Here is a 24,504-nt window from a genome sequence, read left to right as displayed (position 1 = left end):
ATGTAGGGGGAGGATAGTTAGTTTTCGTCTATTGTATAGAAGTTGTCAGAAGGAGGAGAGAACAAGGATGGAAAAGAAGAAGATTGCGATTATCTTTGGTGGCTGTTCAACAGAATATGAAGTATCATTAAAGTCCGCTTCCGCAGTCATTAAACACGTTAACTATAATCTTTATGAAACAATATTAATTGGGATTACAAGACAAGGGAAATGGCTTAAGTATAATGGCGACCTTGATAAGATCGCTAATAATACTTGGAGTGAAGACGAAAGCTGTATTCCAACAATTATCTCTCCTAGTAGAGATGTTCATGGTTTACTTGAATTTCATAAAAATAATCTTCAAATAACGGAAATTGATGCAGCATTTCCAATTCTTCATGGACGAAATGGTGAGGACGGTACGATTCAGGGGCTATTGGAGTTAGCTGGGATTCCGGTTATTGGCTGTGACATGCTTTCCTCAGCCATTTGTATGGATAAATGGCTGGCACATACATTGGTAGAGCAGGCAGGAATAAAGGTACCGCGTTCTATTGTCATAAATGACAAAATAAGTGAGAGTGAACTTCTTGAAAAGATCAAATCATTTTCCTTACCGCTGTTTATGAAGCCTGTAAGAGCAGGGTCATCCTTTGGGATTACAAAAGTATATAAAAGAAATGACCTATTCAAGGCTGCTGTAAACGCATTTGAATATGATAATAAAGTCATTATTGAGGAAAACATCTCTGGTTTTGAAGTTGGCTGCGCCATATTGGGCAATGATGAATTAATGATTGGTGAAGTAGATGAAATCGAACTTGAAAGTGGCTTTTTCGACTATCAAGAAAAATATACGTTGCAGAATTCTAATATTCATTTACCAGCAAGAGTCGATTCACAGACAACAAATAAAATTAAACATATTGCAAAAACGATTTATAGGGTGTTAGGTTGTAAAGGGTTTGCAAGAGTCGATCTATTTTTAACACCAGATGGTGATCTTTATTTTAATGAAGTGAACACAATCCCTGGTTTTACTGCACATAGCCGCTTTCCTAATATGCTCAAAAGCGGCGGAATGTCGTTTGAAGAGATTTTAGAAAGGATAATAAGGCTAGGGGTAGAACAATGAAAAGTTTAGTTCTAGAGAAAGCCAATTTGTATAAAGGAAATTTAATCCTGATTAATAAGACGCATGCTGTTTCGGATGAATTTATTGATAATGACTTTGTTTCTATTAGTTCTGATTATCCCACTATTTTAATAAATCATGAGGCAGCAGTTATGTATGCAAAACTTATCGCTTCACTTAAAAGTGCTCAGAATATTGTCCCTGTTAGCGGTTATCGGACTTTCGCAGAGCAGCAAAAAATCTACTATGACTCTATGGCGGAAAATGGCGAAGAATTTACATCCAATTATGTTGCATTGCCAAACCATAGTGAACATCAAACAGGTTTAGCGATCGATGTTGGAATAGCCAAAGAGGATATTGATTTTATTCGACCAGAATTCCCATATACAGGGATAAGTCAAAAATTTCGAGAAAAGGCACCTATGTACGGATTTATCGAACGTTATCCTTGTGGGAAGACAGATATTACTGGAATTGCCCATGAGCCTTGGCATTTTCGCTATGTTGGCTTTCCTCATTCATATGTAATAAAACAGAAAGAAATCACTTTAGAAGAATACATAGAATATATAAAAGGTTTCTCATATAACAAAAGCCATCTTCAGTTAAAAATAGATGAGCAATTTTTTGAAATATTTTATGTCGAGGCATCTTCGGATTTTCCAATTTATTTACAAATCTCAAGTAATGATCGTTATCAAGTTTCTGGAGATAATGCTACTGGGTTTATTGTCACGATTTGGAGGATAGATGGATGAATCCAAAAAGTGAATATGGTGGAATTGACTATTTTAAAATGATTGCAGCCATTCTTGTCGTTGCTAATCATACATCACCATTATTATCATTAACCGAAACAGGAGATTTCATTTTGACCCGAATTGTTGCCAGGGTTGCAGTTCCATTTTTCTTTATGACAACAGGTTTTTTCTTAGTGTCTCATTATCTAAACAATCAAGAAGCAGACCGAAATAAATTAAATAAATTTATGAAAAAATCTTGTTTATTGTATGGAATCTCCATTCTTCTCTATCTCCCAATAAACTTTTATGCAGGTTATTTTGACAATAAACCTATTATGCCAACCCTATTAAAGGATATTGTTTTTGATGGAACTTTTTATCATCTTTGGTATTTACCTGCTGTCATAATTGGAGTAGCTGGATTATATGTACTATTAAATAAATTTACAGTGACCTCTGTTTTTCTAATTGCAAGTCTTCTTTATTTAGTTGGACTTTTCGGAGATAGTTATTATGGAATAGCAGAACAAATGCCATTTTTGAAGCTTTTTTATGAAGAAGTATTTAGCATTTCCGATTACACAAGAAATGGTCTATTTTTTGCCCCTATATTTCTTATACTCGGGGCATTGATTGCTAAACAACCGAGACCTGGACATTTGAAGAATTGCTTTTTCGGGCTTGTCGTATCAGCTTCCCTTCTGTTAATTGAAGGATTGCTGCTTCATAAATATTCTTTACAACGTCATGACAGCATGTATTTAATGCTGATTCCATGCATGTTTTTTGTCTTCCAACTATTGCTTTTATGGAAAGGCAAAGAAAGGAAAGACTTACGAAACATTTCCATGATTGTGTATATCATTCATCCTTTTATTATTGTTCTCGTACGTGGTTTTGCTAAAATCACAAGTCTTCAGTCGTTATTAGTGGAAAATAGTATGATTCATTTTTTCGTAGTCACTTTAGTATCTTACGGTTGTTCAGCAATACTCGTAAAACAAATGGATAAAAAAAGAAAGGAAAATGGTTATGAAGGGCCGAGCATGGGCTGAAATGAATTTGGCTAATCTTCGTCACAATGTAAAGGAATTACAAAAAATATTACCTCATAAATGTGAGTTTATGGCAGTAGTAAAAGCAAATGGATATGGACATGGTAGTGTTCAAATGGCAAAAGAGCTTAATAAAATAGGAATTACTCATTTTGCAGTCGCGACATTGGCTGAAGGGATTGAACTTCGCATAAATGGGGTGAAAGGTGAAATTTTAATATTAGGCTATACCTCTTTACAAGAAGCCTATGAATTGCAGCGATATCAATTAACCCAGACTATCGTTAGTTTCGATTATGCAAAGCAGTTAAACAAATTAGGTCAGAAAATAATGACGCACCTTAAAATTGATACTGGTATGAATCGTTTAGGGGAAAGATGCGAAAACATGACGAAAATTAAACAAATATGTTCTTGTGAAAACTTGGAAATTAAAGGTATATATACACATTTAAGTGTCTCTGATCAATTACATGTCGATGTGCGAAAATTTACCTACTTGCAAATAGAACGATTTCATAAAATAGTCAAAGAGCTTAAGTATCGCGAGGGGATTTCCCCGAAAATTCATATGCAAAGCAGCTATGGGATTTTGAATTTTCCTGAGCTTCATTGTGATTTTGCAAGAATTGGCATTGCAATGTATGGGGTTTTGAGTGCTGCAAATGATAAAACAAAGCTTTCCGTTGATTTACGTCCAGTTCTTTCTTTAAAAGCAAGAATATCGATTATAAAAGAAATTAAACGTGGTGAATTTGTTGGATATGGTCGGCAATATCGCGCAACTCGTCAATCCAAAATTGCAGGGGTATCAATAGGTTATGCAGATGGATTTCCAAGAAGCTTAGCAAGCAGGAATAGTTATGTACTTGTTTCTGGTCAAAGAGCACCTATTATTGGAAAGATTTGCATGGATCAGCTTTTAATTGATATTACAAATATCCGAGATGTTAAGCAGGATGATATTGTTACGTTAATCGGAACGGATGGTACAGAACAAATAACTGCTGAACAGGTTGCTGAAAATGCTGGAACAATAACAAATGAGCTGTTAAGCCGGTTGGGAGAACGGATTGAAAGGATCTGGGAAAAGGAACCGGTTCCCCTGTCCCTAAAATAATTAGATTGCTTTTATTGACATTCGTTTTTGTTTCATCTATTATTCATATTATTAACTATATTCGTTGCTGTGACGGAGAAGAGTACTTTTCCCACTCTATTTAAGCGATCCTAGGGTAGTGAAAGCTAGGTATGGAAGGATAAGGAAGGCGCTCCAGAGCAATTGGACAATAAAGTGGCTGTATATTACAGCAAATAGGGTGGAACCGCGGGTAAACTCTCGTCCCTATGCTTCATGCATAGAGACGGGGGTTTTTTGTTGTTTTGTCATGAATGAACACTTATTGCAAAAGGAAAGAAACTTTATTAAGGAAGGTGCAAAAATGAATATTCAAAACATGATTTTAACTTTGCAGAAGCATTGGTCAAGTCAAGGCTGTATATTAATGCAAGCTTACGATGTTGAAAAGGGGGCAGGTACGATGAGCCCATACACCTTTTTACGGGCGATTGGTCCAGAGCCGTGGAATGTAGCTTATGTCGAGCCGTCACGCCGCCCTGCTGATGGCAGATATGGTGAGAATCCAAACCGTCTTTATCAGCACCATCAATTTCAAGTGATTATGAAGCCATCACCAGATAATATTCAAGAATTGTATTTAGAATCATTACAGGCTTTAGGAATAAACCCATTAGAGCATGATATCCGTTTTGTAGAGGATAATTGGGAGAATCCTTCACTCGGCTGTGCTGGTCTTGGATGGGAAGTATGGCTGGATGGGATGGAAATTACACAATTTACTTATTTTCAACAAGTCGGAGGAATCGAGTGTAAGCCTGTTTCCGTAGAAATTACCTATGGAATTGAACGATTAGCATCTTACATCCAAGAAAAAGAGAATGTTTTTGATCTTGAATGGACAGACGGTTTTACAGTCAGAGATATTTTCTTACAGCCAGAAATTGAGCATTCTAAATATACATTTGAGACATCTGATACCGAAATGCTCTTTAATCTTTTCAATATTTATGAAAAGGAAGCACATCGACAAATGGAGGAAGGACTTGTCCACCCCGCATATGATTATGTTCTGAAATGTTCACATGCATTCAATCTTTTAGATGCGAAAGGTGCCATTTCTGTTACGGAAAGAACCGGTTATTTAGGAAGATGTCGTAATCTTGCTAGAAAAATTGCCAAAACGTTTTATGAAGAGCGTGAAAAACTTGGTTTTCCAATATTAAAATCAAAGGAGGAGAAGTGAAATGACTAAAAGAGATCTCCTTTTAGAAATAGGATTAGAAGAAATTCCAGCGAGATTTGTGACGAACTCCATGAATCAGCTAGCAGAGAAAGTCCAATCATGGTTAGCAGAAAAGAAAATTGCTTATGATGAAGTAAAAGCTTATTCATCGCCACGTCGATTAGCTGTGCTTGTTGAAGGCGTGAACGAAGCACAAGAGGATATTCATGAAGAAGCAAAGGGTCCTGCAAAAAAAATTGCAATGGATGATAAAGGTGAATGGTCGAAGGCTGCAATTGGATTTTGCCGTGGGCAAGGTGCGCAAGTTGATGAGATCTTTTTTAAGGAAATTAATGGAGTTGAATATGCTCATGTTAAAAAATTTATTAAAGGTCAGGAAACAGTTACTTTACTACATGAGCTAAAGCAAATTATCACAGCCATGACATTCCCAAAAAACATGCGCTGGGCAGATAAAGAACTCCGTTTTATACGACCGATAAAGTGGATCATAGCCTTATTTGGAAATGAGATTATTCCATTTTCCATTACTTCAGTTGAGACTAGTAATTGGACAATAGGTCATCGTTTTCTAGGTGGCAAAGTGACAATTAATGAGCCAAAAGAATATGAAAAGGCATTATTGAACCAGTATGTTATTGTGAATCCTGAAGATAGAAAGAATGCAATATTATCACAAATAAAGGCGATCGAAGAAGAAAATAATTGGATAATTCCGATTGATGAGGAATTATTAGAAGAAGTAAATAATCTTGTTGAATATCCAACAGCTTTGTTTGGCCGCTTTGAAGAGGAGTTTCTCGACATTCCTGAAGAAGTCCTTATTACTTCAATGAAGGAACATCAGCGTTATTTTCCGGTGAAAACAAAAGCTGAAAAGCTACTTCCTTTTTTTGTCACGGTACGAAATGGTGGACATGAACATTTAGATAAGGTGGCAAGAGGCAATGAAAAAGTATTAAGAGCTAGACTTTCTGATGCTGCTTTCTTTTATAAGGAAGATCAAAAAACGGCCATTGAAGATTCTTTAGCGAAATTAAAGTCTATTGTTTACCATGAGGAAATCGGAACACTTTCAGAAAAAGTCGAGCGAGTCAGAAAGCTGACAAATAATATTACCGCTGAACTTCATTTAAGCGAGGAGGAAAGCGAGATTGCTGAGCGTGCGGCGGAAATTTGTAAATTTGATCTAGTTTCTAATATGGTCTATGAATTCCCTGAGTTGCAAGGATTTATGGGAGAGAAATATGCGCTCCAAAAAGGTGAAAAAGAAGGTGTTGCAAAGGCTATAAATGAGCACTATATGCCGCGCAATGCTGATGATGAAACAGCTAGCAGTAATCCAGGAGCTGCCCTTGCAATCGCAGAAAAAATGGACACCATTGTCTCGTTTTTTGCGATTGGGCTTATTCCTAGTGGCTCACAAGATCCATATGCATTAAGACGCCAAGCAACAGGAATTGTACAAACACTTTTAAATAAACATTTTTCCATTTCCTTAGAAGGTGTTGTAAATACTTCTTTAAATCTGTTAGAAGAAGCGAATATTTTGAAGAAAGCCAAGAAAGAAATCACGCAAGAAGTAATGTCATTCTTTAAACAAAGATTGAAACATATTCTACAAGAGAAGCATATAAGATATGATTTAATCGAAGCAGTTCTTGATAATGAAATAAGTTCACTTCCAGCTCTTGTGAAAAGGGCTGAAGTGCTTGAAGCGAAAAAGAATGGTGAAGGATTTAAAGAAAGTATTGAGGCTTTAAGTAGAGTTGTTAATATTTCATCTAAAGCTGAAAATGTGGCAGAAATAAATGTTGATTTATTCGAAAATGAGTTTGAAAAAAATCTCTATAATCAATTCATACTCGTTAGCAAGAAATTAGATGAAGAGATTTCCGCGGAAGAAACATTTGCACTACTCGTTTCTTTAAAGCCTGAAATTGAACAGTATTTTGATCATACGATGGTTATGGCAGAAGATCGTAATATTCGCAACAATAGATTGAGCCAAATGGTTAATCTTGCAAAAATTATTAAGAAGTTTGCCAATATGAACGAAATTATTGTGAAGTAATATTGCTTTTTATCGGAGAGTCAATTTTGGCTCTCCTCATTTTCAATATCTATAAACTGTTCTTTTCATTTTCAAGATATGGTATATAATAAGGTTTATTAATAAGGCGCTAGCAATGACGTAAAGATGAAAGCTGGGCCTGAAAAACTTTTAGATAGGTTTGTTCATGCTTGAGCAAGGCGTTTCCGCATTTTATGTCAGGTGGTGATTATGATCGAGTTGAATAAACGGCAAGAAAAAATATTGGAGATTGTTAAAGAAAATGGCCCGATTACAGGTGAAAATATTGCCGAGCAATTAAATTTAACAAGGGCAACATTAAGGCCGGATTTGGCCATATTAACAATGGCTGGATTTTTGGATGCAAGGCCTCGTGTAGGTTATTTCTACACCGGAAAATCTGGTAATCAGCTGCTTACTGAAAATTTAAAGAAGCTTTATGTAAAGGATTTTCAATCGATACCTGTTGTCGTAAACGAAAATGTATCTGTTTATGATGCGATTGTTATGATGTTTCTAGAAGACGTAGGTACTTTATTCGTTGTTGATCAATCATCATTATTAGTAGGCGTTCTTTCTCGGAAGGATTTATTAAGGGCGAGTATTGGAAAACAGGAGTTAACAGCGATCCCTGTCAATATTATTATGACGAGAATGCCAAATATTGCTATGTGTGAGAAAGATGATTTATTAATTGACATTGCAAAAAAGCTGATTGAAAAACAAATTGATGCGTTGCCAATTGTTAAACAAACTGAAAAAGGTTTTGAAGTAATAGGAAGAATTACAAAAACAAACCTTACAAAAGCCTTTTTGGCTCTTGCAGAGGATAAATAATGAAGAGTGCAAGCAAAGAAATTAGAGGAGATGGTGTTGAAGGATGAATAATAAGCCAATCATCTATGTTGTATCTGACTCTGTTGGGGAAACTGCTGAGCTTGTTACGAAAGCAGCTGTAAGCCAATTCAATGGCAGTGAAATAACAATTAAGCGATTCCCATATGTTGAAGACAAAGTACATATTGACGAAGTAATTTCCCTCGCAAAATTAGAAAATGGAATGGTAGTTTATACGCTTGTCAAACCCGATATGCGCCTTTATATGCAAGAAATGGCTGCAAAAGAAGGTATTTATGCTTGTGATATTATTGGCCCTTTAATGGATCAAGTTCAGCTTCATTACGGAAAAACACCACTCTTTGAACCTGGTCTAGTTAGAAAGCTTGACGAGGATTACTTTAAAAAAATTGAAGCGATCGAATTTGCTGTTAAATATGACGATGGCCGTGATCCTCGAGGGATTTTAAAAGCGGATATTGTGCTTGTAGGTGTTTCAAGGACATCTAAAACTCCTTTATCACAATATTTAGCACATAAAAGACTAAAGGTAGCAAACGTTCCGGTAGTGCCTGAAGTTGATCCCCCTGAAGAGTTATTCCTCGTTCCCCCTGAAAAGTGTTTTGGCTTAAAAATAAGTCCAGAGAAACTTAATCATATTCGAAGAGAACGATTAATTTCTTTAGGATTGAATGATAATGCCATTTATGCGAATATTGAACGGATCAAAGAGGAAATTGTCTATTTCGAGACGATTGTGAATCGAATTAAATGTCCAGTTATCGATGTAACGAATAAAGCTGTTGAAGAAACAGCCAACATCATATTGAATCTTTACCGCCAAAGCTTCCCTAAAAATTAGGGGCTGTCAACTGGACAGCCTCCTTTTTTCTTGGTTAGTAGATAAGTTTAGGTTTATAGGTGCTATAATAACATCTCATAAGAAAAGCTTGGCGTTCGCGAAAAAGGATTTGGCGAACGCTAAGTTTTTCTAATTTGTTGACTCTGTTAAAGGATAATGTTATTTTCGCACCTGTTGATTGGAGCGGAAGGTGCGAGACTCCTGCGGGAGGAAGGGCCAAGGGAGACCCCGCCGGTGCGATAGCGCCGAGGAGGCTCCCGGACTGCCCGCGGAAAGCGAGCAACCTGGAGCGGAAATCAACAGCCATGCTCAACAGTACCAATTTGTTAATAAGCATGTTCCGGAATATTTAGAAATATTTAATAATACTTAAATACACATAAATATAAGATTAAATAATAGAAATACTTAACCTTTTATACTATAATAAAAAATTGTGATAAAAAAGTTTATAGAATACGTTTAGAGTTCATAGTGAACGAATAAACTATTTATTGTGAGAAGTCAAGGTTCTAGCGTAAAAAAATTTCGACATAGACGAAAGAGCACAAAAAATTCTATAAATAATGAATTGAATTTTGCTTGCGAATTCCATAAGCAAAAAATGCTAGTGGAAAGAAGGAATATGCGGAGTGATGTAGAATTTATAGAACATTAGGCAGACCAATTGTCATGGTAGATGCAGATTCTTGTCCTGTAAAGGAGGAAATTGTCGAAATATGTAAGAAATATATGGCTGAAGCTATGTTTATTGCTTCCTATGCCCACATGAAAAATGATTTAAGTGATTCAGCTTGGATATTCGTTGATTCGAGTAAAGAAGCTGTCGACTTATATATTATGAATCATGTTGAAGCGGGGGATGTAGTTGTAACACAAGATATTGGATTAGCATCGACACTTTTGCTTAAAGGAGTTTCAGTTTTATCTCCTCGAGGGATTTTATTTCAAGAAAATGAAATTCAAACGGCGCTTAATATGAGATACATTTCTGCAAAGGCGCGTAGAAGGGGGATATATGCTAAAGGTCCTAAACCTTTTAACCAAGAGGATCGTTCGAGGTTTATCAATCAATTTTCTATAATTTTGTCGAATTTTGAAGGAAATAACTAGTTTTTAGAGAATATTAATTTAGAAAAAATATTGGAGTTGTTCCTATGACGGAGCGCATCGCAGAAGAGAAAGTAAATGAAATTCGGCAAGCTGTCGATATTGTCGATGTCATTAGCGACTATGTCCAATTAAAGAAGCAAGGACGAAACTATTTTGGATTATGCCCTTTCCATGGAGAAAATACACCGTCTTTTTCTGTTTCTCCAGATAAGCAAATTTATCATTGCTTTGGTTGTGGGGCAGGAGGAAATGCTTTTTCATTTTTAATGGAACTAGAAGGATATTCCTTTCAAGAAGCAGCTGTCAAATTAGCAGAGAAAGGCAATATTGCATTAGAAATTGCCGCCTCTTCTGTTTCCACCCATCATTCAGTCCCTCCTGATATCCAACAGATGATGGAGGCCCACGAATTATTGTGTAAATTCTACCACCATCTACTTGTAAATACAAAGGATGGTCAGCAAGCACTTGAGTATTTGTTAAACAGGGGATTTACAATGGATTCGATTGTAAAATTTCAAATAGGCTATTCTCTTAATTCATGGGATTTTGTGTATAAGTTTTTAATGAAGAGGAAATTTCCACAAGAAATAATTGAAAAAGCTGGTTTGATCATTAGAAGTGAAAGAGATGGGAATTATTTTGATCGCTTTCGCAACAGAATCATGTTTCCGATTTTTGACCGAAATGGAAATCCGATTGCTTTTTCAGGAAGGGCATTAGGGGAAGATGAGCCCAAATATTTAAATAGCCCGGAAACTGCAATCTTTAATAAAAGTAAAATTTTATATAATTTTCATCTAGCAAGACCGCAGATTAAAAAGCTTCAACAGGCCGTTCTCTTTGAAGGGTTTGCTGATGTTATCGCTGCAGATCGTGCAGGTGTTGAAAATGGTTTAGCAACGATGGGAACTTCGTTAACAGAAGACCATGTATTAGCATTAAGAAGAAATGTTCAGTCTATCACGATTTGTTATGATTCAGATAGTGCTGGTATTGAAGCAGCATTCCGTGCGGCAAACATGCTTTATGACATAGGCTGTCATGTTCGAGTAGCCTTAATGTCTGATGGAATGGATCCTGATGAATATATTAAGCAGTTTGGTCATGATAAATTTCGGAATGAAGTCATTGATGGAAGTATTACCTTAATGGCTTTCAAGCTTCTTTATTATCGAAGAGGGAAAAGGCTTCATGATGAAGGAGATCGGCTTCTTTATATCGAAGAAGTATTAAAAGAAATTAGCAGCCTTGATAAAGCTGTTGAGAGAGATCATTATTTGCGTCAATTAGCAAATGAATTTTCACTCTCATTAGACGCTCTTCAAGAACAGCAAAAACAAATATATTTTAATGAGAAGCGCAAGAATAAAGGGCAAGCGAATGTTGTTCTAAAAAGTAAACTTTCTCAAACAATGCAAAATAAGCAGTTAAAACCAGCCTATTTTTCAGCAGAGAAACGATTAATCGCTCATATGTTAAGAAATAGTGAGCTTGCTTTTAAAGTGCAACATTTATTGCAAGGAAATACATTTAATATTGATGAACACCAGGCAATTTTTACTTATTTACTCGGGTATTATGAAAATGGACATTTACCTAACCCAAGTTCATTTATTAATTTTTTAAATGATGAGAAGCTAAAAAGAACGGTAGTCGATATTGAAATGATGGCAATAAATGATGAAATTGATGAACAAGAATTAACTGATTACATGAAACAGGTGTTTAATTATCAAAAAATGTTAATGATAAAAGAAAAAACAGCTGACCTAAAGGAAGCCGAAAGGCAAAATAATTTTGTAAAGGCAGCGATGATTGCTGAGGAAATTAAACAATTACGCAAGTCTCTATAGATAGTAGTGAATGTTAGGATGTTTGTGACTTTGGAAGGAGGGGGACAAATGGCTGAAAAATCAGCTCGTTCAAAAGAAGTTGATTCAGAATTGACCCTAGAACAAGTGAAAGAGCAGTTAACTGAAGCAGGAAAAAAGACAGGTGTTCTAGCTTACGATGATATTGCGGAAAAATTATCTCACTTTGAGTTAGATTCTCACCAAATGGATGAATTCTATGAAACCCTTGGTGATCAAGGGGTCGAGCTTGTCGGTGATAATGACGATGAGGACCCAAATGAGAAACAGCTTGCAAAAGGTGAGGAAGAATTCGATTTAAATGATTTAAGTGTTCCACCTGGAGTGAAGATTAACGATCCTGTACGTATGTATTTAAAGGAAATTGGCCGTGTAGATCTATTATCTGCTGAAGAAGAAATTGCGCTTGCTGAACGAATTGAAGATGGAGATGAGGAAGCAAAAAGACGCCTCGCTGAAGCCAATCTTCGTTTAGTCGTTAGTATAGCTAAAAGATATGTTGGCCGTGGTATGTTATTTCTTGATTTAATTCAAGAAGGAAATATGGGATTAATTAAAGCTGTTGAAAAATTTGATTACAGAAAAGGATTTAAGTTTAGTACGTATGCGACTTGGTGGATACGTCAAGCGATTACTAGAGCAATTGCTGACCAAGCAAGAACGATTCGTATTCCCGTTCATATGGTGGAAACAATAAACAAACTAATTCGTGTTCAAAGACAGCTACTTCAAGATTTAGGCCGTGAACCAACTCCTGAAGAAATTGCAGAGGATATGGATTTAACACCCGAAAAGGTGAGAGAAATCTTAAAGATTGCACAGGAGCCAGTGTCATTAGAAACGCCTATCGGTGAAGAAGATGATTCACATTTAGGTGACTTTATAGAAGATCAAGATGCGACATCACCTTCCGAGCATGCCGCATACGAACTTCTGAAAGAACAGTTAGAGGATGTTCTTGACACTTTAACTGATCGTGAAGAAAATGTACTTCGTCTTCGTTTTGGGCTTGATGATGGCCGTACTAGGACGTTAGAAGAAGTCGGTAAAGTCTTTGGTGTTACTAGAGAGCGTATTCGCCAAATCGAAGCAAAGGCATTGCGTAAATTAAGACATCCAAGCAGAAGCAAACGTTTAAAAGATTTTTTAGAATAAGAAAGAGAAACCGTCCTTTAGACCTAATCAATTTGTAATAAAAAGGATTGTCATAAAATAGTTTACTTCTTACAATGGAAGTAAACTATTTTTTTTTTGGAAAACTTCCAGAACGGACGTGTACAAAAATGAATGAAAATAAAAAAAATATTATCATAAATGAAATCATTCACTGGAAAAATACCCGCATGCTTCCAGAGCATTATTGTGATTTTCTTTTAGCATTATACACAGAAGGAAACCAGCCGAATGAAATAAAAGAAAAAAATAGAAAAGTTCCTTATTGGAAAAATTACTATCTTTTTTTACTTCTTATTCCATTTACGATGTTTTTAATCCATTTTACTGAATTGCCTATTAATTTGCAAATGGCCTTTTCAATTATTTTTGTTTTAGCAGGAATTATCTTTACTTATTACTTTTCTAAAAAAGGATTATTCTTGCAAATTCCATTAATTACCTCAGCCCTAATTTTATTATTAACTTCCGTAGAATTTATTTCAAGACTTTATCCAGGAAATTTAACAATACTTTATTCTAATTTAGTTTTCAACTGTCTTGTATGGTTATTAACTGGTTGGAAACTTAAACTTTTATCTTTTACTATCTCTGGATTATTAGGAATTGTACTTCTTGTCATCTATATATTAATATAACGAATATATTTTAAAAAATTTATAATGTTGTGAAAATTAACTCTATCCTTTTATAATATATGTAAACGCATTCAAAAAGTTTGGTTTTGGCACAAGTTTGAAGGTTATTTTTAATCTTCATATTAAAATAGCCTGCCAAAGCTTTTGAAGCATGACTGTTATAAAGGGGATGGAAATAATGAATTTTGATTTAACATCTGAACAGAAAATGATTCTAAGTACGATTCGTGAGTTTGCTAATGAAGAAGTTGCCCCAGGTGCATTAGAAAGAGATCGAAATAAACAATTTCCAAAAGAATTATTTGACAAAATGTCTGAGCTCGGCTTAATGGGACTTCCTTTTCCAGAGGAATATGGTGGTGCTGGTGCAGATACAATTAGCTTCGCAATTGTTACGGAGGAATTAAGCCGTGCATGTGGCTCGACAGGCATTACTTATTCAGCTCATATTTCTTTAGGTGGTGCTCCACTTTATTTATTCGGAACAGAAGAACAGAAGAACAAATATTTAGTCCCGATTTGTACAGGAGAGTCTTTGGGGGCTTTTGGTTTGACGGAACCAGGGGCAGGCTCTGATGCAGGGGGAACGAGAACGACGGCAACTGAAGATAATGGAGAATTTGTTATTAACGGGAATAAATGCTTTATAACGAATGCAAGTTATGCGAAACATTTGGCACTAACAGCTATAACTGGTGAAGAAAATGGAAAAAAAGAAATAAGTGCGATCATTGTACCAACTGATATCGAAGGTTTTACAATCATTGATAATTATGAGAAGATGGGGCTAAATGCTTCAAATACAACTGAGCTTGTACTGGAAGATGTGCGCGTACCAACTGAGCATTTGCTCGGTAAAAAAGGTGAAGGGTTTAAGCAATTTTTAATTACTTTGGATGGGGGAAGAATTGGGATTGGTGCGATGGCTGTTGGCATAGCCCAGGCAGCTTATGATAAAGCATTACAATATGCGAAAGAAAGAAAACAATTTGGTCATTCTCTGTCATATTTTCAAGCCATTCAGTTTAAACTAGCAGATATGGCAATGAAAATTGAACTTGCACGGAATATGGTGTATAAAGCAGCATGGTTGAAAGATCAAGGTAGATCTTTTTCGAAAGAAGCGTCAATGTGCAAACTTTACGCTTCAGAAATTTGTATGGAAATAACCGACCAGGCTGTTCAAATCCATGGTGGATATGGGTATATGAAGGATTATCATGTAGAACGCTTTATGAGAGATGGCAAGCTTACTGAAATTGGTGAGGGTACGTCGGAAATTCAACGAATGGTCATTGCAAGGCAAATTGGCTGTAGCTAATTTACCAAGTAATCGGTGAGATTTTTCTTAAATCCTAGAAATAAAGATGAACTCCATCTGAGATGGTGGAGTTTTTGTCTAGTTTGTGAAATAGATGTGACAAAGTTTGCTTTAGGGCTTTTCCTTAACTGCATTTTGAAGTAAAATAGAGATTGTTTGTATATATACTTACTAAATATGAGAAGTTCTTACATAAGGGGGGGTTAAAACATGAAAAATGCAATTATGCCGTACGTATTAATATTTGTATTAGGTATCGGATTAATGTTTGTTATGTCTTTTATTGGTCTCGGCAATATGAAAGAAATTGCTGCTGAAAAAGAGGGCGGCGGTGAAAAAACAGAAGAGACTGCAGCAACTAACCCAGAGGATATTTACAAGAAGAGCTGTATTGGCTGTCATGGTGATCAATATCAAGGTGGGGTTGGCCCAGCATTAAAGGGATTACCAATCTCGCAAGATGAGATTAAAGATATCCTTATAAATGGAACAACTGGTGGTATGCCAGGAGGATTAATCCCTGGTCAAGAAGATGCAATGGCTGAATGGTTAGCTAATCTTAAATAATGGTTATAAAAAAGTCCTTTGCATATGTAAAGGACTTTTTTTAACTAGTTGGATCGTTAAACTTTTAGTAGACTAAAACATCATAAAGAATAATTAGTAATACAAAAACGGATAAGTTAAAGAATGGTGAGCTTTATGAATACAGAAAAATTATCAAAACGACTTCATACTGTTGCTAGCTATATTCCAAAGGGGTATAGATTAGCTGATATTGGCTCGGATCATGCTTATTTGCCATGCCATGTAGTTAAAATAGGTTCCATTCCTTATGCAATCGCTGGAGAGGTAGCAGATGGTCCATACGAATCAGCGAAGCGTCAAGTTGTTATCGAAGGCCTTACTGAGAAAATTGATGTTAGGAAGGGTAATGGACTTGAAGTTATCGAAAATGGGGAAGTGGATTGTATTACGATAGCTGGAATGGGAGGGGCACTAATCGCTAGCATTTTGGAAGCCGGGAAAGAAAAGCTTACAGAGACTAGGAGATTGATCTTGCAGCCAAATATTAGTGCCATTTCGATCAGAGAATGGCTGCTTGAAAATGGCTGGGCATTAATTGCTGAACATATTCTCGAAGAAGATGAAAAAATTTATGAAATTTTAGTTGCAGAAAAAGGGAACCCAAATACTGTCTATCAAGATTTGTCAAAAGAATTGCTCCTCGGTCCTTATTTAATTAAAGAAAAATCAAGTGCTTTCAATAAGAAATGGCGTAGAGAATGGAATAACTGGCAACGTATTTTAGTCCAGCTAGAAAATGCGGGACAGACAGAAGAAAATAATCGAAAAAGAAAAGAATTAATGGAAAAGTTGAGAATCGTTGAGGAGGTTTTAAACGTATGAAAAAGGTGAACGGTCATGAAATCATCCAGTTGTTTGAACAGTTTTCTCCGAAAAATCTTGCAATGGAGGACGATAAAATTGGTTTGCAAATTGGAAGATTGAATAGACCAATAGAGAATGTCATGATTGCGCTTGATGTATTAGAAAGTATTGTGGACGAGGCAATTGATAAAAATGTACAGCTCATTATTGCGCACCATCCCCCTATTTTTCGCCCATTAAAAGCAATCCATACCGATACACCTTCAGGAAGATTAATTGAAAAACTAATTAAACATGATATTGCAGTTTATGCCGCCCACACAAATCTTGATATTGCAAAAGGCGGGGTAAATGATATGTTAGCAGAGGCGCTGGACCTTTCAAATACAGAAGTATTATACCCTACAAATGAAACTCAATTGAAAAAGCTGGTCGTTTATGTTCCATTCGAAAATGTGGATGATGTGAAGAAAGCACTTGGTGAAGCTGGGGCTGGATCTATCGGCAATTATAGTCATTGTACTTTCTCTTCAGCTGGAATTGGACAGTTTTTACCGAATGAGTTTACAAGTCCTCATATAGGCTCTCATGGGAAACTTGAAACTGTAAAAGAAGAAAGAATAGAAACCATTTATCCAGCTCATCTCGAGAAGCGGATTTTAACGGCGATGCTTAAAGCTCATCCGTATGAGGAAGTTGCTTATGATATTTACGCATTGGAAAATAAAGGGGAAACATTAGGGCTTGGAAAAATTGGCGATATTAAGGAAATGACGTTAAAGGAATTTGCAGCCCATGTCAAAATGGCATTTGATGTTAATCATGTGCGAGTGGTCGGTGATTTAAATTCAAAAATTAAAAAGGTAGCCGTACTTGGTGGTGATGGCAATAAATATTTTTTAACGGCTAAATTTAAAGGCGCCGATGTTTATGTAACAGGTGACATGTATTACCATGTTGCTCATGATGCTATGAGTGTAGGATTGAACATTGTTGATCCAGGACATAACGTAGAGAAGGTAATGAAAAAAGGTGTGGCAAAACAATTAACAAAAATGTGCAACGAAAAAGGATATGATGTAGCCATTTTCCCATCAGAATTAAACACAGATCCATTTCAGTTTATATAGAAAAGCGAAGTCGACTGTTCAACGACGTATGGACTGGACTGACCCCGAATGAGATAAAGGAAACACAGCGAGTGAAAACGAGCTGATGTTGACTTATCGTAAGGAGGGGGAGGGAAGTTCACTAGTCGTTAGGAGCCGTAGCTAGACAAAGAAAAGCGAAGTCGACTGTTCAACGACGTATGGACTGGACTGACCCCGAATGAGATAAAAACCCCTATAGAGGAGACATCTTATCCATGTCATTCTATAGGGGCTATTTTATTTCGTTTTTACTTTCGGCAAAATTTTATTTAACGGTACCTTTTTTTCGCGTACCCAAGTGTTTTCATCATTCGGATTAAATTGCTCAAGAAATGTGATAACTTCCTTCGTAATTGGAGTAGGAGTTGAGGCACCGGCAGTAACGGCGACTGTGGAAGCGTCCTTAATCCAATCTATATTAAGTTCGGTAATATCAGCAATCCGATAGGCTTTCGTATGTGCAATTTCTTCAGAAACCTGTGCTAGACGATTTGAGTTATTACTTTTTGGGTCGCCTACGACTATCAGCACATCAGCCGTGCCTGCTTGCCCGGCAACAGCTTCTTGGCGGACTTGAGTAGCATTGCAAATTTCATTATGAAATTCAGCATGAGAATATTTTTTCGCAATGGTTTCCATTACATGCTTAACATCCCACTGACTCATTGTCGTTTGATTTGTAACAACTATTTTTGGACTTGTAATTTGTAAATTTTCGACATCTTCAACAGTTTCAACGAGATGAACAGCGTGGGGGGCAACCCCGACCGCACCTTCAGGCTCTGGGTGGCCTTTTTTTCCAATATATATGATTTTGAACCCTTCCTTTTCCTTTTCACGAATTAATTCATGGGTTCTTGTAACATCGGGACATGTAGCATCAATCGTAATTAGTCCTTTTTGTTTAGCTAATTCTCTCACCTCAGGCGAGATGCCGTGCGCAGTAAAGATGACCGTTCCTTTATCGACTTTCTCAAGAATTTCCTTGCGGTTGCTGCCATCAAGTGTAATAATTCCTTCTTCTTCAAACGCATCCGTGACATGCTTGTTATGAACGATCATACCAAGAATATAGATAGGTCGTGGCAATGTTTTGTCCAAAGCTGCATTTCTAGCAATCACCATGGCATCGACGACCCCATAGCAATAACCGCGCGGTGATATTTTGATAATCTCCATCTATGAAAACCCCCTATACTGTTAGGAATTCTGTTTAATATTACATGATGTTTATATTCATGTTCCATTCTATTATATAAGACTTCTAATGAGAATCATACTAAAAGGAGGTAGATGCTGCTGCTTGCGCAATATGTGTATGAATAAATGCATATAAATGAAACTAAAAATAAGAAAAAGAATGCAGCTGCCTCCTTCTTATACGTATAATTTAGGTTTTGACATTCTGATTTTTATTTCTTTAGCTTTTGGAGGGGGCGAATTTTCGCTTATCTTCTCATTGTCCTTAACTTTTACGGTTGCATTCTTTTTTTTTGATTTTTTTTCTGTCGTTGATTTTTTTTCATTATTTTTCGCTTCATCTTTAGAGCCTGTCATCCCTTTATATAGCTTCCACACCGAAGGTATGTTTTTTACAAGTGGCCCATATTGTTGAACCATTGGACCGAGCTGTGAGGCTGAATTTAACATTTTTTGCGTATTTGTTAAAAAGCCATTTATCGCAGTAGGATTGCTTAAAGCTTTTAATATTCCCCCACCAGCTTCACCAGTAGCACCAGTAGCACCAGTAGCAGCAGTAGCAGCACGACTTGCACCTAGTACATTTCCGCCTGCTGCTGCCCCTCGTGCTTGATTTCCCTTGCCTAATAGTTTGGAAAGAAGACCACCACCGCCTTGTTGTCTCATTGGTGGGCCTCCTCCTGCTCCAAACTGTGGAAATCCACCCGAATTCATCTGAGGGGGTATACCGTTGCCGTTTCTAAACTGTGGTGGAAAGTTAGGCGTCATTTGTGGACTTCCTCCAGCTCTAAACGGTTGCGGAATGCCAGGGCCCATATGTGGATGACCTCCAGCTCTTATCTGTGGCTGCATATTCGCCCCTATAAAAGGCTGTCTTTCGTGTCCTAACGGTGGAAATATTCCTGCTTGCATTTGAGGATGGCTTCCGGCTAACATGTTGGGCATTGGTGGATAACTGTTCATTTGCCCCATAAATGGGTGAGCTGGCATTCCTCTATGGAAGCCCATTCCGCTTTGGATAGGTGGAATTTGTCTTTGAAACATTTATGTTGCCTCCTTTCCATTATATTAATAAAGTATGCGTAGAAAACAGATTAGTTAAAGTAAATAGCGATATATCTTTAATTGGCTATTTTGACGTAAAAGTGGTTATTTGTTGCAAACTTTATTATAATAACAGGATGACGATTGATACGATTAATTGAACAGCTAAGGTGACTTGTTGAAGAGTGCCAGGAGCTAGACAGAGGAGTTTTAAATAATGAATGAAACTAAATTTGAACAGTACAAACTAAAGCCTTTTATCATAAATGCGGTGAAACATTTTGGATTTTATGAGCCTACAGAAATTCAAGAAAGGCTCATACCGATCATTTTGAAAGATGAAAGTGCGATCGGTCAATCACAAACAGGTACAGGAAAAACTCATGCTTATGTATTGCCGATTTTACAAAAAATTGATTTTTCTAGACAGGAAGTACAAGCCGTTATTACTGCACCAACAAGAGAGCTAGCAAGTCAAATATATCACGAGATTTTAAAGGTAACAGAATTTTGCGATGAAAATGAGACGATTAGTGCACGCTGTTATATTGGGGGTACAGATAAGCAAAGATCAATAGAAAAATTAAAAAAACAACCTCAAGTTGTTGTGGGAACACCGGGAAGAATTAATGACTTAGTGAAGGAACAAGCTCTTTTTGTTCATACTGCCAAAATGCTTGTTGTTGATGAAGCTGACTTAATGCTAGATATGGGCTTCATTGAAGATATTGATCAAATTGCTTCAAAAATGCCAGAAAAATTGCAAATGCTTGTTTTTTCAGCAACAATTCCTGAGAAATTGAAACCTTTTATGAAAAAATATATGGAAAACCCGAAGTATGTTCATATTATGCCAAAGCAAGTTACGGCAGCGAAAATTGAACATCGCCTTTTACCTTCAAGACATAGAAATAAAGTAAAGCTTGTTCATGAAGCTCTTACTTTATTTAACCCTTATTTAGCCATTGTCTTTACAAACACGAAGAAAATGGCTGATGAAGTTGCGGACTCCTTGATCGGAAAAGGATTAAAGGTAGGCCGGATTCATGGGGACCTTAACCCTAGGGAACGAAAGAAAATGATGAAACAAATTAAAGACCTTGAATTTCAATATATTGTTGCGACAGATTTAGCTGCTCGAGGGATTGATATTCAAGGGATTAGTCATGTTATTAACTATGAGCTACCATCAGATTTAGATTTCTATGTTCACCGCGTCGGTAGAACAGCACGAGCTGGCAATACTGGCATTGCCTTAACCATTTATGAGCAAGCAGATGAGGATGCATTAGCTCGTTTAGAGAAGATGGGAATTGAATTTCATCATGTAGATATGCAAAAAGGAGAATGGGTAGATTTAGAAGACCGTAATAAACGAAAAAATCGTCAAAAACAAACAGATGACATTGACAAGCAAGCAAAATCACTCGTTCAAAAGCCGAAAAAAGTAAAACCTGGTTATAAGAAGAAAATGCAATCTGAAATAGAAAGCTTTAAAAAACGCCAAAGAAGAATCCAAAAAAAGAGATAATGATTAGCTTTCCAAAAAGTAGGAGGAGAAATTATGCTGAAAATTGGTTCACATGTTTCAATGAGTGGAAAAAAGATGCTATTAGCTGCAAGTGAAGAAGCTGTGTCATATGGATCAAATACATTTATGATTTATACTGGTGCACCGCAAAATACAAGAAGAAAAAAAATTGAGGAATTAAATATCGAAGAGGGACTAAGGCATATGGAGGCAAATGGTATCTCTGATATCGTTGTGCATGCTCCTTATATTATAAATATTGGCAACACAACAAATCCAGCGACATTTGAATTAGGGGTCAATTTCTTAAGAACTGAAATCGATCGTACTGAAGCAATTGGAGCTAAGCAAATTGTTTTGCATCCAGGTGCTCATGTTGGTGCAGGTACTGAAGAGGGCATCAAAAAAATTGTTGCAGGGTTAAATGAAGTATTAAAAGGTGATGAAAAAGTTCAGATTGCTCTTGAAACAATGGCAGGAAAGGGCTCTGAATGTGGGAAGGCATTTGAAGAACTAGCGATGATCATTGATGGCGTTACGTACAACGATCATCTTTCAGTTTGTTTTGACACATGTCATACACATGATGCAGGCTATAATATTGTTGAGGATTTTGATGGCGTTCTCAATTCCTTTGATAAAATTATCGGCATTGATCGTTTAAAGGTCCTCCATATAAATGACAGTAAAAATGAGCGGGGGATGAGAAAGGACCGTCATGAGAATATTGGCTTTGGTCATATTGGATTTAAGGCGTTAAATTATATCGTTCATCATCCACAATTAAAGGATATTCCAAAAATTCTCGAAACCCCGTATGTTGGTGAAGATAAAAACAACAAAAAAGCGCCATATAAGCATGAAATTGCTATGCTTAGAAATCAAGAGTTCAATGAAGATTTATTAAATATCATTATGCAAGGATAGGTTTAAATAAAAGCGGAATTTTTTCCGCTTTTATTTTGTAAATTGGATAAACAACCGATTTATTTCTTTAGCTGTTTCAGGTCCGGCAATTTTTGCAATTTCTCTTATTATTTTTGTCCGCTCGCTGCTATTAAAAATATTAATACTCTTTCCACGAAGATACTCCGCAATTTTTTGAGCTTCTTGCTTCGAAATGGATATTTGAAATTGGCCACCATACTTTAATAACTCATCAGCAGTAATTGTATTTATTTTGTGATTAATAATGTTTTCAAAAATTTTCAATTTTCCTCACTCCTCTATTTTACCTTATGAAAAAATGAATGGGTTCGTGACAGTGGTTATGTAGAAATAATGGCGCAATTTTTTTGGGCGATTATAGGGAGAAAGGCTTGAATTCTTTACAATCTGATATTCATCCTGTATACTTACATCTGTAAATCGTAATGATTCTTAATACGAAGGTGATTGTGATGGCTAAGCAAATGAAGCCAATTATTGAGATAAAAGATGTGTCTTTCCGCTATGAAAAAGACAATGTACTCGAAAATATTAACTTGATTATTGAAGAAGGGGCTTTTTTAGGTATAGTTGGTCCGAATGGATCGGGAAAGTCGACTTTATTAAAGCTAATTCTTGGTTTACTTAAACTACAAAAAGGGAATGTTCGCCTGTTCGGCGAAGAAATTTACCGGTTTAAAGATTGGCAGAAAATCGGATTTGTTTCTCAAAAAGCTAATTCCTTTAATACTGGTTTTCCCGCGACAGTTTATGAAGTGGTTGCAAGTGGCTTAACGAAAAAGATTGGCATGTTTAAATTCATGAAAAAAGAGCATCAACTAAAGATTCATCATGCGATAGAATCTGTGGGGCTTCAATCATTTAAAAATCGGAATATCGGGGAGCTCTCTGGAGGGCAGCAGCAGCGTGTTTTTATTGCGAGAGCTTTAGTTAGTGAGCCGAGTTTACTTATTCTAGATGAGCCTACTGTAGGCGTTGATGCGCAAAATGTTCAGTCCTTCTATGAAATGCTTTATGATTTAAATCAAAAATTAGGAATTACACTTTTATTAGTTACGCACGATATAGGAACGATTTCCGACAAAGTTTCTCATGTTGCTTGCTTAAATAATCATTTACATTTTCATGGGGAGACAGTAGAGTTTGAACAGCTTCAACCTAAAGACTTATCTGAAATTTATGGTCACGATGTTCAAATCCTAACTCACAACCACGACCACCATCATCATTTTGAAGGAGTAAATCAATGATTGCAGGGATTTTACAATATGAGTTTCTTCAAAATGCCTTTTTAACGGGAATTATTATTGGTATCATTGCTCCCTTATTAGGTGTTTTTATCGTAGTACGCAGACTTTCACTTATAGCTGACGCTTTAAGCCATGTTACGCTAGCGGGAATTGCAGCCAGTCTTTTTTTAGAAAAAAAATTCCTCATCTTTAGTGGCTTAAACCCGCTTTATATGGGAATGGTTTTTTCAGTGACAGGATCATTGTTTATTGAAAAACTTCGTGCCGTTTATAAGCATTATCAAGAATTAGCGATCCCGATTATCCTTTCTGGAGGGATTGGACTCGGGGTTATTTTTATTTCATTGGCAGATGGATTTAATACGGATTTATTCAGTTATTTATTTGGAAGTGTAAGTGCAGTGAGCCGCATGGATTTATGGACAATCTTAATAATAAGTATCCTTGTTATAGCACTTATCGTATTGTTATATAAAGAGCTCTTTTTATTATCCTTTGATGAGGAACATGCTAAAGCCTCGGGCATTGCTGCGAAAAGTGTACATTTTATTTTTATTATTATGGTTGCACTCGTTATTGCTGCATCAATGAGAATCGTCGGTATTTTACTTGTTTCCTCCTTAATGACCTTGCCTGTTGCAGCAAGTATCCGGATTGCTAAAGGGTTTAAGCAAACGATTTTTTATTCTATTTTATTCGGAGAAACATCCGTTTTAGGAGGGCTTACTTTATCCTATTATTTAGACTTGGCTCCAGGTGGAACAATTGTCATGTTAGCGGTCCTAATCTTAATCGTAACCATTCTTTTGAAAAAAATCGCACTCAAAATGGCATGAGCTAAACATGAAAATTAA

General features: G+C 36.3%; 21 protein-coding genes, 1 pseudogene and 1 other annotated feature. Of the genes and pseudogenes, 19 read left to right on the top strand and 3 right to left on the bottom strand.

The features are described from left to right. The first annotated feature begins 67 nt into the window (after positions 1-67). The 15 genes and pseudogenes from vanG (at position 68) to KDN24_RS17425 (ending at position 17,656) form a co-directional block, all read left to right on the top strand. Positions 68-1,117, top strand: coding sequence for a D-alanine--D-serine ligase VanG (gene vanG, locus KDN24_RS17495; protein WP_409972279.1), 1,050 nt, complete (start codon positions 68-70; stop codon positions 1,115-1,117). Continuing rightward, positions 1,114-1,878: a M15 family metallopeptidase gene (locus tag KDN24_RS17490; RefSeq protein WP_409972280.1), complete on the top strand. Its 765-nt coding sequence runs from the start codon at positions 1,114-1,116 to the stop codon at positions 1,876-1,878. Before vanG ends, KDN24_RS17490 begins: the two co-directional genes overlap by 4 nt. Next, positions 1,875-4,038 (top strand): annotated as a pseudogene (gene vanT / locus KDN24_RS17485) (serine racemase VanT catalytic subunit). The gene KDN24_RS17490 and the pseudogene vanT overlap by 4 nt, the downstream one beginning before the upstream one ends. Positions 4,039-4,098: 60 nt before the next feature. Then, positions 4,099-4,268: a binding site (T-box leader), on the top strand. Between the two features lie 92 nt (positions 4,269-4,360). Further along, a complete protein-coding gene (glyQ, locus tag KDN24_RS17480; RefSeq protein ID WP_409972281.1) occupies positions 4,361-5,242 on the top strand; it encodes a glycine--tRNA ligase subunit alpha in 882 nt (293 codons plus the stop codon). 1 nt (position 5,243) lies between these two features. Beyond that, the gene (gene glyS, locus KDN24_RS17475; RefSeq protein ID WP_409972282.1) at positions 5,244-7,316 is read left to right on the top strand and encodes a glycine--tRNA ligase subunit beta; all 2,073 of its coding nucleotides are present in this window, start codon (positions 5,244-5,246) and stop codon (positions 7,314-7,316) included. 210 nt (positions 7,317-7,526) lie between these two features. Continuing rightward, a complete protein-coding gene (gene ccpN, locus KDN24_RS17470) occupies positions 7,527-8,153 on the top strand; it encodes a transcriptional regulator CcpN (protein ID WP_525931248.1) in 627 nt (208 codons plus the stop codon). Between the two features lie 43 nt (positions 8,154-8,196). Further along, positions 8,197-9,015: a pyruvate, water dikinase regulatory protein gene (locus KDN24_RS17465; protein ID WP_409972283.1), complete on the top strand. Its 819-nt coding sequence runs from the start codon at positions 8,197-8,199 to the stop codon at positions 9,013-9,015. Between the two features lie 672 nt (positions 9,016-9,687). Beyond that, positions 9,688-10,128, top strand: a complete 441-nt coding sequence (locus tag KDN24_RS17460; RefSeq protein ID WP_409972284.1) for a YaiI/YqxD family protein — start codon at positions 9,688-9,690, stop codon at positions 10,126-10,128. A 44-nt stretch (positions 10,129-10,172) separates the two neighbouring features. After that, the gene (gene dnaG, locus KDN24_RS17455; protein ID WP_409972285.1) at positions 10,173-11,984 is read left to right on the top strand and encodes a DNA primase; all 1,812 of its coding nucleotides are present in this window, start codon (positions 10,173-10,175) and stop codon (positions 11,982-11,984) included. Between the two features lie 48 nt (positions 11,985-12,032). Then, positions 12,033-13,157 carry an RNA polymerase sigma factor RpoD gene (gene rpoD / locus KDN24_RS17450; protein WP_409972286.1) on the top strand — a complete coding sequence of 375 codons (1,125 nt, stop codon included), beginning with the start codon at positions 12,033-12,035 and terminating at the stop codon, positions 13,155-13,157. A gap of 128 nt (positions 13,158-13,285) precedes the next feature. Then, positions 13,286-13,813 carry a hypothetical protein gene (locus tag KDN24_RS17445; protein ID WP_409972287.1) on the top strand — a complete coding sequence of 176 codons (528 nt, stop codon included), beginning with the start codon at positions 13,286-13,288 and terminating at the stop codon, positions 13,811-13,813. A 178-nt stretch (positions 13,814-13,991) separates the two neighbouring features. Beyond that, positions 13,992-15,134, top strand: coding sequence for an acyl-CoA dehydrogenase (locus tag KDN24_RS17440; protein ID WP_409972288.1), 1,143 nt, complete (start codon positions 13,992-13,994; stop codon positions 15,132-15,134). Positions 15,135-15,344: 210 nt separating this feature from the next. After that, positions 15,345-15,701, top strand: coding sequence for a cytochrome c550 (gene cccA / locus KDN24_RS17435; protein ID WP_409972289.1), 357 nt, complete (start codon positions 15,345-15,347; stop codon positions 15,699-15,701). 135 nt (positions 15,702-15,836) lie between these two features. Next, the gene (locus KDN24_RS17430; protein ID WP_409972290.1) at positions 15,837-16,544 is read left to right on the top strand and encodes a tRNA (adenine(22)-N(1))-methyltransferase; all 708 of its coding nucleotides are present in this window, start codon (positions 15,837-15,839) and stop codon (positions 16,542-16,544) included. Further along, complete coding sequence (locus tag KDN24_RS17425; protein WP_491348097.1) at positions 16,541-17,656, top strand: Nif3-like dinuclear metal center hexameric protein; 1,116 nt, start codon at positions 16,541-16,543, stop codon at positions 17,654-17,656. The genes KDN24_RS17430 and KDN24_RS17425 overlap by 4 nt, the downstream gene beginning before the upstream one ends. A 258-nt stretch (positions 17,657-17,914) precedes the next feature. Here the strand turns inward: KDN24_RS17425 and KDN24_RS17420 are convergent, their stop codons facing one another. Together KDN24_RS17420 and vrrA are read right to left on the bottom strand one after the other, a co-directional pair. Further along, a complete protein-coding gene (locus KDN24_RS17420) occupies positions 17,915-18,856 on the bottom strand; it encodes a 4-hydroxy-3-methylbut-2-enyl diphosphate reductase (protein ID WP_409972292.1) in 942 nt (313 codons plus the stop codon). 198 nt (positions 18,857-19,054) lie between these two features. Then, positions 19,055-19,921 (bottom strand): VrrA/YqfQ family protein, encoded by an 867-nt coding sequence (vrrA, locus tag KDN24_RS17415; protein WP_409972293.1) that lies wholly within the window; start codon positions 19,919-19,921, stop codon positions 19,055-19,057. A gap of 217 nt (positions 19,922-20,138) precedes the next feature. Here vrrA and KDN24_RS17410 point away from each other — a divergent pair, with 217 nt between their 5' ends. Then, on the top strand, positions 20,139-21,452 hold the full coding sequence (locus KDN24_RS17410) for a DEAD/DEAH box helicase (protein ID WP_409972294.1): 1,314 nt from the start codon (positions 20,139-20,141) through the stop codon (positions 21,450-21,452). 33 nt (positions 21,453-21,485) lie between these two features. Continuing rightward, a complete protein-coding gene (locus tag KDN24_RS17405) occupies positions 21,486-22,379 on the top strand; it encodes a deoxyribonuclease IV (RefSeq protein WP_409972295.1) in 894 nt (297 codons plus the stop codon). Between the two features lie 30 nt (positions 22,380-22,409). Here the strand turns inward: KDN24_RS17405 and KDN24_RS17400 are convergent, their stop codons facing one another. Continuing rightward, positions 22,410-22,664, bottom strand: coding sequence for a DUF2624 domain-containing protein (locus tag KDN24_RS17400; protein WP_409972296.1), 255 nt, complete (start codon positions 22,662-22,664; stop codon positions 22,410-22,412). Positions 22,665-22,852: 188 nt separating this feature from the next. Between KDN24_RS17400 and KDN24_RS17395 the strand changes: the two genes are divergently transcribed. Next, entirely contained in the window at positions 22,853-23,650 is a 798-nt protein-coding gene (locus KDN24_RS17395) for a metal ABC transporter ATP-binding protein (protein WP_409972297.1), read from the top strand. Next, a complete protein-coding gene (locus KDN24_RS17390) occupies positions 23,647-24,486 on the top strand; it encodes a metal ABC transporter permease (RefSeq protein WP_409972298.1) in 840 nt (279 codons plus the stop codon). The genes KDN24_RS17395 and KDN24_RS17390 overlap by 4 nt, the downstream gene beginning before the upstream one ends. Positions 24,487-24,504 lie beyond the last annotated feature (18 nt).

Source organism: Cytobacillus sp. Bva_UNVM-123 (genome assembly GCF_046351715.2).
Classification (GTDB): Bacteria; Bacillota; Bacilli; order Bacillales; family Cytobacillaceae; genus Cytobacillus.
This window is presented reverse-complemented; position numbering and strand designations above follow the sequence as displayed.

Bases quoted from the DNA above. Each gene is read 5' to 3' on its own strand.
- KDN24_RS17395 (WP_409972297.1), top strand. From the start codon at position 22,853: ATGGCTAAGCAAATGAAGCCAATTATTGAGATAAAAGATGTGTCTTTC.
- KDN24_RS17490 (WP_409972280.1), top strand. From the start codon at position 1,114: ATGAAAAGTTTAGTTCTAGAGAAAGCCAATTTGTATAAAGGAAATTTA.
- dnaG (WP_409972285.1), top strand. From the start codon at position 10,173: ATGACGGAGCGCATCGCAGAAGAGAAAGTAAATGAAATTCGGCAAGCT.
- vrrA (WP_409972293.1), bottom strand. From the start codon at position 19,921: ATGTTTCAAAGACAAATTCCACCTATCCAAAGCGGAATGGGCTTCCAT.
- KDN24_RS17410 (WP_409972294.1), top strand. From the start codon at position 20,139: ATGAATGAAACTAAATTTGAACAGTACAAACTAAAGCCTTTTATCATA.
- cccA (WP_409972289.1), top strand. From the start codon at position 15,345: ATGAAAAATGCAATTATGCCGTACGTATTAATATTTGTATTAGGTATC.
- KDN24_RS17405 (WP_409972295.1), top strand. From the start codon at position 21,486: ATGCTGAAAATTGGTTCACATGTTTCAATGAGTGGAAAAAAGATGCTA.
- KDN24_RS17390 (WP_409972298.1), top strand. From the start codon at position 23,647: ATGATTGCAGGGATTTTACAATATGAGTTTCTTCAAAATGCCTTTTTA.
- glyS (WP_409972282.1), top strand. From the start codon at position 5,244: ATGACTAAAAGAGATCTCCTTTTAGAAATAGGATTAGAAGAAATTCCA.
- ccpN (WP_525931248.1), top strand. From the start codon at position 7,527: ATGATCGAGTTGAATAAACGGCAAGAAAAAATATTGGAGATTGTTAAA.
- KDN24_RS17460 (WP_409972284.1), top strand. From the start codon at position 9,688: ATGGTAGATGCAGATTCTTGTCCTGTAAAGGAGGAAATTGTCGAAATA.
- glyQ (WP_409972281.1), top strand. From the start codon at position 4,361: ATGAATATTCAAAACATGATTTTAACTTTGCAGAAGCATTGGTCAAGT.
- KDN24_RS17465 (WP_409972283.1), top strand. From the start codon at position 8,197: ATGAATAATAAGCCAATCATCTATGTTGTATCTGACTCTGTTGGGGAA.
- KDN24_RS17420 (WP_409972292.1), bottom strand. From the start codon at position 18,856: ATGGAGATTATCAAAATATCACCGCGCGGTTATTGCTATGGGGTCGTC.
- KDN24_RS17430 (WP_409972290.1), top strand. From the start codon at position 15,837: ATGAATACAGAAAAATTATCAAAACGACTTCATACTGTTGCTAGCTAT.
- rpoD (WP_409972286.1), top strand. From the start codon at position 12,033: ATGGCTGAAAAATCAGCTCGTTCAAAAGAAGTTGATTCAGAATTGACC.
- KDN24_RS17445 (WP_409972287.1), top strand. From the start codon at position 13,286: ATGAATGAAAATAAAAAAAATATTATCATAAATGAAATCATTCACTGG.
- vanG (WP_409972279.1), top strand. From the start codon at position 68: ATGGAAAAGAAGAAGATTGCGATTATCTTTGGTGGCTGTTCAACAGAA.
- KDN24_RS17425 (WP_491348097.1), top strand. From the start codon at position 16,541: ATGAAAAAGGTGAACGGTCATGAAATCATCCAGTTGTTTGAACAGTTT.
- KDN24_RS17440 (WP_409972288.1), top strand. From the start codon at position 13,992: ATGAATTTTGATTTAACATCTGAACAGAAAATGATTCTAAGTACGATT.